The organism is Aeromonas sp. FDAARGOS 1416 (assembly GCF_019048085.1).
GTDB lineage: Bacteria > Pseudomonadota > Gammaproteobacteria > Enterobacterales > Aeromonadaceae > Aeromonas > Aeromonas veronii.
In genome coordinates, this window is the sequence record NZ_CP077301.1 from 4,020,214 (window position 1) to 4,033,110 (window position 12,897).

The following is a 12,897-nucleotide window of genomic DNA, read 5'->3' on the forward strand; positions in this document are numbered from 1 at the left end:
TACAAACCGGCCTGTTGGCCGGTTTTGTTTTTTGGGGCTGTGCGGCTATGCTGGCGCACCGGTGAGAATGCAAGAGAAGAGATGATGACCAAGGTTCGCCCACGCTCCCTGCTGCAGGTGGTATTGATGGGATTTGTGCTGGTATTGATGCCGTTGGGCGGCATGATCTGGCACAACAGCACTTCCCTTGCCCACCTCAGTCAGCTCACCAGCGACGAGATGGAGCGGGCGGTCAAGGATACCCGCCGCGCCACCCTGCTGACGGCGCAAGCCATCGATATCGAACGCACCTTGCGCCGTTTCGCGGTGCTGGGGGATCGCCGCAGTCTCACCAGCTACCAGCAGCAACTCGATGGTTATCGGGTGTTGCTGGCGGAACACCGCAACTCCATCACCGACGGCCAGCTTTACAGCGGGCTCGATCAGGGGCTGGCCTGGCTCGACAGCCTGCAGGATGCCGCGCTGGCCCGGGCGGCGGCAGCGGGGGACAAGCTCGAGCAGTTCAACGATGCCAACAAGCAGCTCGAAATAGTCACCCGCAGCCGGGTTGACGAACACATGGATCGGGTGCAGCTCACCATCGCCGGACTGACCAGCGAGCTCTGGTGGGTGAGCGGAGCGGTCGCGGCGCTCAGCCTGCTGATGGTCTTTATCTTCACCTACCTTATCATCCACCCGGTACGACAGATTGAGTCGCGCATCTTGAGTCTGGGTGCCGGGGTCGAACCCGATCCCAAGCCGGTTGACGGCCCTGCCGAGCTGGTATTGCTGGGGGAGCGGATCGTCTGGCTGCACGACAAACTCAAGGAGCTGGAGCTGCAGAAATACCAGTTCCTGCGTCATGTTTCTCACGAGCTCAAGACCCCGCTGGCGGTGCTGCGGGAGGGGACGGATCTGCTCTGCGAGCAGCTGGTCGGGCCTTTGACGCCGGATCAGCTGGAGATCTGCCAGATGCTCGACGAGAACAGTCGGCGTTTGCAGACCCTGATCGAGCGGCTGCTCGACTTCAACCGGCTCAGTCAGCAGGAGGCCTTCGAACTGGAGCCCGTCCCCCTGCTGCCGATGTTGTCGGAACTTTCTGCAGAGTACCGGCTGGCATTGGAGTCCAAGCAGATCCGTGTACACTTGCCGACCGTGCCGGTTACCCTGTGGGCGGAGCCCTACCGGCTACGGCTGATCCTCGATAACCTCTTCTCCAACGCCGTCAGTTACGGCGCCAGCGGGGGCAATATCTGGATCAGGGCAGGGCAGAATGAACAGATAAGCTGGCTGGAAGTGGCCAACGAGGGGCCCAAGATCCCCGTGGCCGATCAGCAACGTATTTTTGAACCCTTCGAGCAGGGCAGTACTGTGCGGCAAGGTCTCTTGAAAGGCTCGGGCATGGGCCTCTCCATCGCCCGCGAGTCTGCCAACAGCCTGGGGGGGGAACTGGTTCTGGTAGAGGATGAACAGGCTGATGTCTGTTTCAGGTTGACGTTGAAATGAGGACTATGAAGATACAACGCGTATTTCCAGCTCTGATGGCAGGGCTGCTCGCGGGTTGCTCCTTGCTGCCGCAACAGGTAGAGCGGGAGTCCTCCGATATCGCTTTTGCCAAGCGGATGGAGTTTGCCAACAAGGAGATGCAGGTGCGTCTGCAATACTCCGACTGGCTGCTGGCCAGTCACCCCCAGCAACGGGTGCAGGAGCGTCAGCGTCTGAAAGGGGCTGACGATCTGGAGAGCCGGGTCAGTCTGGCCATGGTGTACTCCCACCCCGCCGAATCGGTGGCCAATCGCACCGCCGGTCTGGCGCGCCTGAAGCAGATGCTGCCCGAACTGGGTCTCGATGCGCAGGCATTTTTACGCAGCTGGATCGCCCTCGGCGAACAGCTGCTGGCTCGCGACAGCCGTCGCGATGACCAGAGTCAGGAGATCCAGCGGCTGCGCCGCCAGATCGAGCAGCTGACCGCTATCGACGACCAGCTCAACCAGCGCAAGCTGAACGAGAATCGTGAGGTAATACCATGAGCCGGATCCTGTTGGTGGATGACGACGTCAGCCTGCTCAAACTGATGAGCATGCGGCTGCGCAGTCAGGGTTATGAAGTGGATACCGCCGACAGCGCGGAAGGAGCCCTCGACCGGTTGCGTCAGCAACGGGCCGATCTGGTGCTGAGCGATCTGCGGATGGCCGGCATGGACGGTCTGGCGCTGTTCGAGCGGATCCAGGCCCAGTGGCTGGGTTTGCCGGTGATCATCATGACCGCCCACGGCACTATCCCGGACGCCATTCAGGCGACCCGCTCCGGGGTCTTCAGCTTTCTGACCAAACCCATCAACAAGGATGAGCTGTTCGCCACCATCGAACATGCGCTGAGCCTGACCCGGCCGAAACAGCAGCAGGAGTGGCAGTCGCTGATCCTGACCCGCAATCCCCAGCTGGAGCAGCTGCTGATCCAGGCTCACAGCATTGCCACCATGGAGGTACCGGTGCTGATCATGGGGCCGTCAGGCTCCGGCAAGGGGGCGATGGCGCAGGCGCTGCATCAGGCCAGCCAGCGGCGCGACAAGCCGCTCCATACCATCAACTGTGCCGCCATTCCGTGGGCGTCACTCGACTTGCAGCTGTTTGGTGAAGATGGCCAGTCAGGGTTGTTCGAGCAGGCCAAGGGGGCGACCCTGTTTCTCGACGAGATTGGCAGCCTCTCCGAATCCCTGCAGGCCAAGCTGCTGCAGGTGATGGAGGAGTATGGTCAGGGCACGCCGGAGGTGCGGGTGCTTAGCTCCAGCCATCAGGATCTGGTCAGGGCGATGGAGGAGGGGCGTTTTCGGGAAGATCTCTTCTACCGTCTCAACGTTGCCAATATCACCTTGCCGTCTCTCAGTGCCCGCAGCGAGGATATCCCCCTGCTGGCCCGTCAGGCGCTAGACGATTACCGTAGCCGCCACAGTGACTGCGCCGCCATGGGATTTTCGCCCGAGTCGCTGGCGATGCTGGCTGCCGCGGCCTGGCCCGGCAACGTGCGCCAGCTCTGCAACGTGGTGGAGCAGCTCGCCAGCCTTTGTTGCAGCCCGGTGATCGGGGTCTCCATGGTGGAGTCCGCCCTGAGCGGCGGTGGCGGCGGCATCCCCTCGTTCAACGAGGCGCGGGCCGAATTCGAGAAGGAGTATCTGATCCGTTTGCTGCGCACCACCGAGGGCAACGTGACCCTGGCGGCCAACATGGCGGGCAGAAACCGTACCGATTTTTACAAGTTATTGAATCGGCACGGTATCGAAGCTGCAAACTTCAAATCGAAGGGATAAATCAGGCGGGATCAACCACCGCCGGAGCGGCATCGGCTTTTTGAGTTTTATGGGAGAGCCAGAGGCCGCTCGCCTTCATCAGGTAACCGAACAAGGCGCCAATGATGAGGGAGGGCAGGATCAGCCGCCACTCGCCAGCCGCCCCGAAGGTGGCACAGCAACCGGCAAAGGTGCCGGGAATGTAGCCGAGCCACTGCTGCTTGGCCTGTACGCACATCAGGGTGGCGACCACCCCCGTCATCACATAACCCGCCACACCCGCTCCCCATAGACTGTCGCCATGGATCAGCAGCAGTGCCCACAGCATGCCGCTGGTGTTGCAGAAGATGGTCTGCAGCAGTGCCTTGTAGCCGCCGCTTGACGCGAAATAGCTGGTGCAGCCGAGAAAGCCGACCCAGGAGATAAGGCCGAACGCGACGGCAATCCAGCCCCAGACGGCGGAGAGAATTCCAGTGGTGATGGCGATGGCGATCAGTGGGCTCATGGGGCGACTCTTCAGTTGGCTTCGCAAAATGGGCAGCCTACCCCCGGCAATCGGGGCGGCAAGCGGGGGCCGAATTGTGTGTGATCTTCATCACCCTTTTCAACTCAGGAATACGCTTGCGCTCGCGAAAAAAATTCATTGGTGACCGGCCTGACAGTCGGCCATAGTTGAAGGCCCTGTCCTGCTCATGGAGTGAGTCTGATGGCGCCAAATGTGATCGTTCCCCTGCTGGTGTTCGTAGTCCTGTTTCTGGTCGGCACCATGGCCAAGGCACTGCCCCTGCACCACATGATGTAAATTTGTGTGAAATAAAAATCTGCCGGGGCGGGTCTTATCCATACTGCCTCACTCAGCCCCGGGAGTTTTTCATGTTGATCAAGCGTCGTACCGTCCACCCCCTCACCGAACAGGATGTCACCCCGGAAGCCGTCTATCAGGACCGCCGCCTTATTCTCAAGGGACTGGGTCTGGGCGCCGCCACCCTCGCTTTCCCCACTCAGGCCGGTGTACTCGACCTGCTGCGCGGTAAAGAGGATGCTCCCCAGTTAGCCACCAAGCCGCTCAACAGCAAGCCTGCCGAGCGCCCGGCCAATCTGGTGCTGACACCGGAAGAGAAGGCCACCAGTTACAACAACTTCTATGAGCTCGGCACCGACAAGTCCGACCCGGCTCGCAACGGCCATTACCTCAAGCCCGAACCCTGGACCCTCAAGGTGGAGGGGGAGGTGGCCAAGCCCTTTACCCTCGATGTGTGGGACCTCATCAACAAGAGCGAGCTGGAGGAGCGGATCTACCGGCTGCGCTGCGTCGAAGCCTGGTCCATGGTACTGCCCTGGAATGGCATCTCGCTGGCGGAGATCATCCGCCGTGCCGAGCCCACCAGTCGTGCCAAGTTTGTTGCCTTCGAAACCCTGTTTGATCCGAAACAGCTGCCGGGGCAGGCCTCCAGTCTGGGAGGCGGCATCGAGTATCCCTATGTGGAGGGGTTGCGTATCGACGAGGCGATGCACCCTCTCTCTTTCCTTGCGATGGGGCTCTATGGCAAGACCCTGCCCGCCCAGAATGGCGCGCCGATTCGCTTGGTGGTGCCGTGGAAGTACGGCTTCAAGAGCATCAAGAGCATCGTCTCGATCCGGCTGGTAGAGGAGATGCCGCCGACCACCTGGAACCTGCTGGCTCCCAACGAATATGGCTTCTATGCCAACGTCAATCCGCAGGTGGATCACCCGCGCTGGAGTCAGGCAAGCGAGCGTTTCATCGGTGAGGGCGGAGTGTTTGGCGCCAAGCGTCAGCCGACCCTGATGTTCAACGGCTATGGTGACGAAGTCGCCTCGCTCTATCAGGGGATGGATCTGCGCCAATGGTACTGAGATTGAAACCAGCCCATATCAGCGGTTTGCGGGCGCTGGTGCATCTGGGCTCCCTCGGCTTCCTGCTTTGGCTGGTTTTTGCCATTCCGGCAGGTCTGCTGGGGGGCGATCCGGTGCCCGAGCTTATCCACTACCTCGGCAAGGGGGCGCTCAACCTGCTGCTGCTCACCCTGCTGGTGTCGCCGCTGGCCAAGCGCTGGCGGCAGGGGCAGCTCATCAAGCTGCGCCGCCCCCTCGGGCTCTGGTGTTTTGCCTGGGCGCTGCTCCACTTCATGGCGTGGCTGGGGCTGGATCTGCAGTTTGACTGGGGCCTGATTGGCGGCGAGCTGGTCAAGCGCAGCTACATAGTAGTGGGGATGGTAGCGTTGTTGCTGCTGGCCGCCCTCAGCATCACCTCGCTGCCCGCATTGCAGCGCCGCATGGGTGCCGCATGGCAGAAGCTGCACAACTGGGTCTATGCCATCGCCCTGCTGGTGCCGGTGCACTACTGGTGGTCGCTCAAGAGTGGTTGGGGGGAGCCCCTCATCTACCTGCTGCTGGCCTGCGCCCTGCTCTGGCCGAGACGGGAGAAGCTGCTGCGCCCCATGCGGGGACGCTGGAATGCAAAAGAGGCCTAATCGGCCTCTTGTTGTTTGATCTCGCCGGTGTAGGCATCGACGATGAGATGCACCTTCTGATCCTGGCGATTGAGGGTTTTGACCTCGAATTTGTCCCCTTCCAGCTCCACTTCCCGAATGTCGTGATACCCTTGCGCCAGCAGGAGTTTGACCAGCCCGGCCATGTCGAGACGGCTCTGGGCCGCCCAGCTTGTGGCACTCAACAGACAAAGGATTAGCAGGAAACTGCGCGGGATCATATTCATTCCGGATTCATGGCTGGCAGACTATAAACGCCATTATGTTAGGTTTTTGGAGATGAATCATCCATGAATAGAGCGCTCCCTCTGCTTGGGTTATTGCTGCCGTTGCTGGCACAGGCGGTCACGCCTGATGAAGCCATGCTGCAGCAAGCTGTCCATGAGGGACGGGTTCGGCCCTTCCATGAAATGATGGAGGTGGCGGCCAGATTGCCGGTGCGGGTGTTGCGGGTGGATCTGGGGGAAGAGGATGGTATCTGGCTCTATGAACTGCGAGTCATCGATCGGGAAAACAGCGTGATCAAGGTGGCCTATCGGGCTGACAACCTTGAGCTGGTGTGGGCCAAGGGCCACCATCTGGAGCGGTTGTTCGAACCGCCAAAGCCCCCGGTCGAGGATGATGAATAACCCCTGTGTGGAAGCCTGTTCATGCGAATTCTGATTGTTGAAGACGAAAAAATTCTGGCTGGTCAGCTGGCCGAACAGCTGCGCCTCTCCGGCTTTGTCACCGACCTCTGCCACGATGGCAACGAGGCCGGTTTTCTCGGCGAGACCGAACCTTACGATGCCATCATTCTCGACCTCGGCCTGCCGGGGCGCGATGGCCTGAGCGTGCTGAAAGAGTGGCGCAGCAAGGGGATCGATACCCCGGTGCTGGTGCTGACCGCCCGTGGCCAGCTGCACGAGAAGATCGAGGGGCTCAACGCCGGTGCCGATGACTACCTCACCAAGCCGTTCCAGGTGGCCGAGCTGGTGGCGCGAGTCCATGCGCTGGTGCGCCGGGCGGCAGGCAACGCCAGCTCCATTCTGGAGATCGGCGGAGTGCGGCTCGACATGGCGGCGTCGCAGGTGTGGTACGAAGGGACTCCCATCAAGCTGACTGCCCACGAGTTCCGGGTGCTGGGTTACCTGATGCAGCACAGGGGCAAGGTGGTGTCGCGCAGCGAGCTGATCGACCACATCTACGCTCAGGATTTTGACCGCGACTCCAATACCGTGGAGGTGTTCATCGGCCGGATCCGCAAGAAAACCAACCCCGATCTGATTGAGACAGTGCGCGGCCTCGGGTACCGGATCAACGAATGAGGCTGGTCAGAACCCTCCGGGGGCGACTGGTCGCCATCGCGCTGGTGTGGTGCGGGCTGTTTCTGTTCGCCACCGGTTTCAGCTTGCAGACCATGATGCGCAACTACTGGCAGGAGGCGGAGGCCGACGGTTTACGCCTGCAGCTCTATGATCTGCTCTCCCGGCTGGAAGTGGCCAAAACCGGCCTGCCGGTGGTCACCGGCTCCCTCTCCGATCCCCGCTTCAATCAACCCTACTCCGGCTACTACTGGCAGCTGGAGCTGGGCCGCGATGTGGTGGGGCGCTCCCGTTCCCTGTGGGATACCAACCTGAAGAGCGACGGCCTCAAGTCGGCGTTTGGCGATCCTGACCTTTTCGTCGGCAAGGGGCCCAACAAGGAGCCGCTGCTGATCATGACCCGCACCGTGCTGCTGCCCGGTTCGGATCGGGTGTTCACTCTGGTGATGGCCAAGGACAGTAGCGCCCTGACCCAGACCCTCAACAAGACCCGGATTAGCCTGTTCCTCGGTCTCGGCTTTGCCGCCGCCGGTCTGGTGCTCGGCTTCATGTTCCAGATCGTCTACGGTTTGCGGCCGCTGCACCTGCTGCGCCGCGAACTGGGGCGGGTTCACGAGGGTCATCAGGAGGGGTTCCGGTTGCGCTATCCGCTGGAGATCCAGCCGCTGGTGGAGGATATCAACCGGCTGCTGCACCACTACGGCGAGCTGCTGCAGCGGGCGCGCTCCCACACCGGCAATCTGGCCCACGCCCTCAAGACGCCGCTCAGCATCATGCGCAATCAGGTGGCTCAATTGCCGCCGGAGGATCAGGCCGCCATCGGCGAGCAGCTCGACCAGATCCAGCGCCATATCGATTACCACCTCGGCAAGGCGCGGGTGACTGGCGCCGCCAAGATCCTCGGGGTCTCGACCCCGGTGCGGGCGCGGGTGGAGTATATCTGCCGCGCCTTCTCCCGCCTCTATCCGGGCAAGACAGTGGATCTGCAAGTGCCCGCCAATCTGGCGGTCGGGGTAGAAGAGCAGGATTTCGACGAGATGGTGGGCAACCTGCTGGAGAACGCCTTCAAGTGGTCTGCCAGCGAGCTGCGCATCTCCAGCGCCGAGCTGGGGGGCTGGATCACCTTGCGTATCGAGGATGACGGCCCCGGCATGAGCGAGGATCAGATCGCCAAGGCGGTGCTGCGCGGGGTGCGGCTCGACGAGAAGGTGCCGGGCTCGGGCCTGGGTCTCAACATCGTCTCCGATCTGGCGGAAGCCTATCGGGGCAGTTTCATCATGGGCCGCGCCGAACTGGGCGGTCTGGCCGCCTCCCTCTCGTTGCCCAAGGTGGCAAGAGTCGAGAGCTAGGCATAACATATGGCATTTGTTTTAGCCTGAGGAAGAGAAGCATGACCGACGATCCGTGGGCACTGTGTCACCTTGACGATTCGTTTGATGCCTCTGTGCTGGGTGTCAAGGGCGCCCAGATCCAGTGGTTTGAAGACAGGGATGGCCTGATCGCGTTCCTTCTGGAAGATTTTGTCGACCTGCTGGCCGATGTGGGCGAGCTGGACGAGGAGCAGACCGAGCAGGCGCGCGAGCGCTTCACCCTGCTGGTGGAGCAGAGCTTCGACGATCGCACCCTGATGGATGCCATCAACGATCTCGCCTCCGGCCTGCGTCGCATCGCCTGGTTGGGGCCGCTCTCGGAGCTGGCCGAGATCAGCGACGAGTTTGCCTCCGGCCTGCGCCGCTATTTCTGGAGCCAGTACGACGGGGACGAAGATGACCCGGACGCCTGGGTGCCGGAAGAGCTGTGGCCACAACTGGTGGAGTGCGCGCAGGAGTATATGGAGGAAGGGGAGTTCTAAACCCGTCCCGACCATGCCTGCGCTTTGGCAGACAGATAAAGAAACGGCGCCTTGATGGCGCCGTTTTTATTGGGTGGCAATCGCCTTAGCCGTTGGCCGGTACCGCGTGGGCAGTGTTGGCCAGCACAGGGCCTGTGTACTTCTCGATCTGCAGCTGGGCCATGTGGCCGCAGTTGCCTTGCGCCAGACTGGACGAGCCTTCGTCGAAGGTGAGGCAGTTGACGTTGCCGTTCTTGCAGATGCTGCCCGCTTCGCCCGGCTTGGCCGGGTCGTACCAGGCCCCTTCACAGATCCGCACCACCCCTTGGCGCACATCCTCTGAGAGCAGGGCGCCCACCAGGATCTGGCCGCGCTCATTGAAGGCACGCACCAGATCCCCCTGGGCGATGCCACGAGCCTTGGCATCCAGCGGATGGATCATGATCGCCTCGCGGTCGGCGATGGCGAACTTGTCTCGCAGCGGAGTGTTGTCGAGCTGGGAGTGCAGCCGCTGGGTCGGGTGGGAGGTGTTGAGCGACAGAGGATAGCGCGCCGCCACCTCGCTCTTCACCCACTCCTTGGGCTCATACCACTTGGGATGGCCGGCGCAGTCGGCGTAACCCATCCCGGCTACCGTGTTGGAGAAGATCTCGATCTTGCCGGACGGGGTGCCGAGCGGGTTGAGCAGCGGGTTCTCGCGAAAATCGGCGTGACGGATCCACTGGCGGTTCGCTTCGGGGATTGGGAAGCGGATGTAGTTGTTGGATTCCCAGAACATGTTGAACGGCGGCAGCGCCACGCGGGCGCCGCGGGCCTGCGCTGCCATGCCGTCGTACATCTGCTTGAGCCACAGCATCTCGTCTTTGCCTTCGGTGTACTGCTCCTGCACGCCCAGCTTGGCGGCGATGGCGCTGAAGATGTCGAAGTCGTTGCGGGCTTCAAACTGCGGCGGCACGCACTGGTGCATCGGGAACACATAGCGCTGGGAGTAGTCGCCCCCCATCTCCAGATCATTGCGCTCGTAGCTGGTGGTGACCGGCAGCACGATATCGGCGTGCTTGGCGGTGGCGGTCCAGTAGGGCTCGTGAACGATCACGGTCTGCGGTTTGCGCCACGCCTGCAGCAGGTTGTTGGTGTCCTGATGGTGGTGGAAGGGGTTGCCGCCCGCCACGTAGACCAGCTTGATGTCCGGATAGGTCACCTTGCGGCCGTTGAAGTCGATGGTTTTGCCCGGGTTGGCGAGACAGTCGGCGATGCGGGCCACCGGGATCGGTGCCGGGCTGTTCTTCGGTGCGTTACCGGCGGAGATACCCGCCAGAATGCCGCCCTTGGCGGTGGGGCTGCCACCGGAGGAGTAGTGGTAGCTGAAGCCGTAGCCGCCGCCCGGCAGGCCGATCTGGCCCAGCATGGAGGCCAGCGTCACCAGCATCCAGTTCGGCTGTTCGCCGTGCTGCTGACGCTGCATCCCCCAACCGGCCATGATCATGGTGCGCTTGGTGGCCATGTCGAGAGCCAGCTGGCGGATCACCTTGGCATCGACGCCGCAGACGCTGCTCGCCCATTCGGCGCTCTTCGGTTGGCCGTCATCCTTGCCGAGCAGGTAGTTCAGGAACTTGTCGAAGCCGACGGTGTAGCGATCGAGGAAGGCTTGATCGTGCTTCTTCTCGCTGTAGAGGGTGTGAGCTACACCCAGCATCATGGCCACGTCGGTGTAGGCGTTCGGGGCAATCCACTCGGCGCCGACCAGCTTGGCGGTCTCGTTGTAGATGGGGTCGATGCTGATGACGCGGGTGCCCTTCTCTTTCAGCGCCATGAAACCGGCCTGACCTTCGTGGTCCGGTATGTTCCAGCTGTTCTTCAGGGTGACCTGAGCGTTGACCCCCCACAGCACCACCAGTTCGGCGTTCTCCACCACGTTGGGCCAGGCGGTCTGCTGCTCGTACACCTCGATGGAGCCCATCACGTGGGACATGATCACCTGAGCCGCACCGGTGGAGTAGTCACCGGCATAACCGGTGAAGCCGCCGGAGAGGTTCATCAGGCGGTGCAGCAGGGTGCGGCTGTTGTGGAACATGCCGACGCTCTTCCAGCCGTAGGAACCGGCGTGGATCGCCTGCGGGCCGAAGTCACTCTGCACGCGCTGGATTTCACCGGCCACCAGTTCGATCGCCTTGTCCCAGCTCACTCGCACCCACTCGTCGGCACCGCGCAGCTCCGGCTTGGCGCCCGGGCCATGCTCCAGCCAGCTCTTGCGTACCATGGGGTATTTGATGCGGTTCTTGGCGTGCACCTGGAACGGCGCCATGTCGATGAGATCGTTCGGCGCCGGATCATCGGCCACCGGCTGGACGCGCACCATGCGGCCATCTTCGACGATCGCCTCGAAAGCCCCCCAGTGGGCGCCGGTCAGAATGCCCTTCTGGGCGGGCACCAGGGTCGGGAACTGACTCAATGCGGTGCTGATGGCTTGCGCCAGCGCACTCTTGGGAAAAATGCCGCCGAGCAGGGGCAGGGCTGCGCAGGCGCCGAGCCCCTTGAGCAGGTTGCGGCGGGACAGATTGGTCTTCTTGTCATTGAAAAAAGTCATAACGGTTTTCCTCTGTGCCAGCCTTAGTGGGCCGCGCTCATGTCACTGGCGTGTTTCTGGACATACTGGGTCAACATGCGAGCCTGTTCCGGGGTCAGGGAGGTACGAGATTCCATCCCCTTGATGACGCCGATCCACTGGTTGGCATTGAAGTGATCCAGTGCGGTGAGGCCGTGGCAGCCGGTACAGTTGTTGGACATCAGGGTGGAGGCGTATTGCCACAGCTTGCCCTGATCGCCGATAAGCTGGCTCTGGTCTACCCAGGCGGTCAGCTTGACCTGATGCCAGGTGAGGTTGGTGGCGCTGTCGGTTTCGCTCTGGCCGGTGACCAGCGCTTTCTTGGCGGCATCGCCGACCAGTACGCTAAGGATCCGTTTGCCCGGTGCGGCGTAGAATACTTCGCTCACACCATCCTGTTGCCAGCCTTCGATCTGCACCTTGGCGCGGCCGTTTTCGTTGGCCAGCACTTCCACCTTGGTGGAGGGCATCAGGGTGCCTTCGTCGGTCTTGGCGGCGGCATCGAGGAACAGTGGGGTGGTGGCGATGGCGTAGCGGGTGGTGACGTTGGCCGGAGTCTGGGCCGCAGCCTGCGCCAGCTCGCTGGCACCGGCGGCAGCCAGGCCGCTCATGTCAGGCATGATGTGGGCGACACCGCGGTGGCAGTCGATACAGGTCTGACCCTCCTTGATGGCGACCGGGTGCTCGGCGCGGGCATTGGGGCGCTGGGCCAGAATGTCCATCGCCTCGTAGCTGTGGCAGCTGCGGCAGGTGGCGGAGTCGTTGGCTTTCAGCTCGTCCCAGACGGATTGGGCCATCCGCAGCTTGTGGGCTTCATACTTTTCCGGGGTATCCAGCGTGCCGATCGCCTCGTGATAGATATCCTTCACGGCGCGGATCTTGGTCCACAGGTAGGAGGTGGGGTCGCCCGGGATGTGGCAGTCGGCGCACTCGGCGCGGATCCCCTTGGTATTCTGGAAGTGGACACTGCCCTGATACTCGGCGAGTGGAGTCTGCATGGAGTGGCAGGAGACGCAGAATTCGGTGGAGCTGGTCTTGTGCAGCACGGTCACGGTGACACCCAGTGCCGCGACACCCAGCAGGGCCCCGAGCAGCAGGAGCCAGAACCAGGTTTTTCTTATCAGTTTTCCAATCATGGCGGCGTTTTCCTACGGTCAATAATTACCTACATAGTACTAGTCCAATAGTAGTAGTAATGATAGGGATAAGGCGTTGACCTCCATCATGGTTTATATTTTTGATTGTTGTCACATTTTGTCTTTTGTTTTGTTATTGATTTAATTGTCGAATTAAATTCAGTTGTTTTCTGTTTTATCTATTTGTGCACTTTCCGCGACAGCTGTTAGCCCCCTCGCAAAACCCCACAAGATTCGCTGATATAG

At 61.6% G+C, this 12,897-nt stretch carries 13 protein-coding genes; 9 read left to right on the forward strand and 4 right to left on the reverse strand.

Annotation, left to right across the window (positions count from 1 at the left end; genetic code table 11):
* Window positions 1-84: 84 nt before the first annotated feature.
* The 3 genes from I6L46_RS18290 to I6L46_RS18300 are packed head-to-tail and all read left to right on the forward strand — an operon-like array spanning window position 85 to window position 3,286.
* Window positions 85-1,485 (forward strand): HAMP domain-containing sensor histidine kinase, encoded by a 1,401-nt coding sequence (locus tag I6L46_RS18290; RefSeq protein ID WP_031227888.1) that lies wholly within the window; start codon window positions 85-87, stop codon window positions 1,483-1,485.
* Between the two features lie 5 nt (window positions 1,486-1,490).
* A complete protein-coding gene (locus I6L46_RS18295) occupies window positions 1,491-2,009 on the forward strand; it encodes a hypothetical protein (protein WP_216976644.1) in 519 nt (172 codons plus the stop codon).
* Window positions 2,006-3,286 (forward strand): sigma 54-interacting transcriptional regulator, encoded by a 1,281-nt coding sequence (locus I6L46_RS18300; protein ID WP_129504896.1) that lies wholly within the window; start codon window positions 2,006-2,008, stop codon window positions 3,284-3,286. The genes I6L46_RS18295 and I6L46_RS18300 overlap by 4 nt, the downstream gene beginning before the upstream one ends.
* Before the next feature lies 1 nt (window position 3,287).
* On the opposite strand, the gene I6L46_RS18305 is transcribed toward I6L46_RS18300, so the two are convergent.
* Window positions 3,288-3,770 (reverse strand): DUF1097 domain-containing protein, encoded by a 483-nt coding sequence (locus I6L46_RS18305; RefSeq protein ID WP_005339809.1) that lies wholly within the window; start codon window positions 3,768-3,770, stop codon window positions 3,288-3,290.
* 368 nt (window positions 3,771-4,138) lie between these two features.
* Between I6L46_RS18305 and msrP the strand changes: the two genes are divergently transcribed.
* Together msrP and msrQ are read left to right on the forward strand one after the other, a co-directional pair.
* Window positions 4,139-5,140, forward strand: a complete 1,002-nt coding sequence (msrP, locus tag I6L46_RS18310) for a protein-methionine-sulfoxide reductase catalytic subunit MsrP (protein WP_216976646.1) — start codon at window positions 4,139-4,141, stop codon at window positions 5,138-5,140.
* Window positions 5,131-5,757 carry a protein-methionine-sulfoxide reductase heme-binding subunit MsrQ gene (gene msrQ, locus I6L46_RS18315; RefSeq protein ID WP_005339821.1) on the forward strand — a complete coding sequence of 209 codons (627 nt, stop codon included), beginning with the start codon at window positions 5,131-5,133 and terminating at the stop codon, window positions 5,755-5,757. The genes msrP and msrQ overlap by 10 nt, the downstream gene beginning before the upstream one ends.
* Here the strand turns inward: msrQ and I6L46_RS18320 are convergent.
* Entirely contained in the window at window positions 5,754-6,002 is a 249-nt protein-coding gene (locus I6L46_RS18320) for a PepSY domain-containing protein (protein ID WP_013724184.1), read from the reverse strand. The genes msrQ and I6L46_RS18320 overlap by 4 nt on opposite strands.
* Window positions 6,003-6,065: 63 nt before the next feature.
* Between I6L46_RS18320 and I6L46_RS18325 the strand changes: the two genes are divergently transcribed.
* The 4 genes from I6L46_RS18325 to I6L46_RS18340 are packed head-to-tail and all read left to right on the forward strand — an operon-like array spanning window position 6,066 to window position 8,931.
* Window positions 6,066-6,404 (forward strand): PepSY domain-containing protein, encoded by a 339-nt coding sequence (locus I6L46_RS18325; RefSeq protein ID WP_005339825.1) that lies wholly within the window; start codon window positions 6,066-6,068, stop codon window positions 6,402-6,404.
* A gap of 21 nt (window positions 6,405-6,425) precedes the next feature.
* Window positions 6,426-7,082, forward strand: coding sequence for a response regulator transcription factor (locus I6L46_RS18330; protein ID WP_005339826.1), 657 nt, complete (start codon window positions 6,426-6,428; stop codon window positions 7,080-7,082).
* Window positions 7,079-8,428 (forward strand): sensor histidine kinase, encoded by a 1,350-nt coding sequence (locus I6L46_RS18335; protein WP_005339828.1) that lies wholly within the window; start codon window positions 7,079-7,081, stop codon window positions 8,426-8,428. Before I6L46_RS18330 ends, I6L46_RS18335 begins: the two co-directional genes overlap by 4 nt.
* Window positions 8,429-8,469: 41 nt before the next feature.
* Window positions 8,470-8,931, forward strand: a complete 462-nt coding sequence (locus I6L46_RS18340; RefSeq protein WP_005339830.1) for a hypothetical protein — start codon at window positions 8,470-8,472, stop codon at window positions 8,929-8,931.
* An 85-nt stretch (window positions 8,932-9,016) separates the two neighbouring features.
* Here I6L46_RS18340 and torA read toward each other — a convergent pair whose 3' ends face one another.
* Both torA and I6L46_RS18350 read right to left on the reverse strand, forming a co-directional pair.
* Entirely contained in the window at window positions 9,017-11,497 is a 2,481-nt protein-coding gene (gene torA, locus I6L46_RS18345; protein ID WP_216976648.1) for a trimethylamine-N-oxide reductase TorA, read from the reverse strand.
* A 23-nt stretch (window positions 11,498-11,520) separates the two neighbouring features.
* On the reverse strand, window positions 11,521-12,651 hold the full coding sequence (locus I6L46_RS18350) for a NapC/NirT family cytochrome c (RefSeq protein ID WP_005339847.1): 1,131 nt from the start codon (window positions 12,649-12,651) through the stop codon (window positions 11,521-11,523).
* Window positions 12,652-12,897 lie beyond the last annotated feature (246 nt).

Coding starts and splice junctions, on each gene's coding strand:
- I6L46_RS18340 (WP_005339830.1), top strand. CDS start 8,470: ATGACCGACGATCCGTGGGCACTGTGTCACCTTGACGATTCGTTTGAT.
- I6L46_RS18335 (WP_005339828.1), top strand. CDS start 7,079: ATGAGGCTGGTCAGAACCCTCCGGGGGCGACTGGTCGCCATCGCGCTG.
- I6L46_RS18350 (WP_005339847.1), bottom strand. CDS start 12,651: ATGATTGGAAAACTGATAAGAAAAACCTGGTTCTGGCTCCTGCTGCTC.
- I6L46_RS18320 (WP_013724184.1), bottom strand. CDS start 6,002: ATGAATATGATCCCGCGCAGTTTCCTGCTAATCCTTTGTCTGTTGAGT.
- I6L46_RS18290 (WP_031227888.1), top strand. CDS start 85: ATGACCAAGGTTCGCCCACGCTCCCTGCTGCAGGTGGTATTGATGGGA.
- msrP (WP_216976646.1), top strand. CDS start 4,139: ATGTTGATCAAGCGTCGTACCGTCCACCCCCTCACCGAACAGGATGTC.
- msrQ (WP_005339821.1), top strand. CDS start 5,131: ATGGTACTGAGATTGAAACCAGCCCATATCAGCGGTTTGCGGGCGCTG.
- I6L46_RS18325 (WP_005339825.1), top strand. CDS start 6,066: ATGAATAGAGCGCTCCCTCTGCTTGGGTTATTGCTGCCGTTGCTGGCA.
- I6L46_RS18300 (WP_129504896.1), top strand. CDS start 2,006: ATGAGCCGGATCCTGTTGGTGGATGACGACGTCAGCCTGCTCAAACTG.
- I6L46_RS18295 (WP_216976644.1), top strand. CDS start 1,491: ATGAAGATACAACGCGTATTTCCAGCTCTGATGGCAGGGCTGCTCGCG.
- I6L46_RS18330 (WP_005339826.1), top strand. CDS start 6,426: ATGCGAATTCTGATTGTTGAAGACGAAAAAATTCTGGCTGGTCAGCTG.
- I6L46_RS18305 (WP_005339809.1), bottom strand. CDS start 3,770: ATGAGCCCACTGATCGCCATCGCCATCACCACTGGAATTCTCTCCGCC.
- torA (WP_216976648.1), bottom strand. CDS start 11,497: ATGACTTTTTTCAATGACAAGAAGACCAATCTGTCCCGCCGCAACCTG.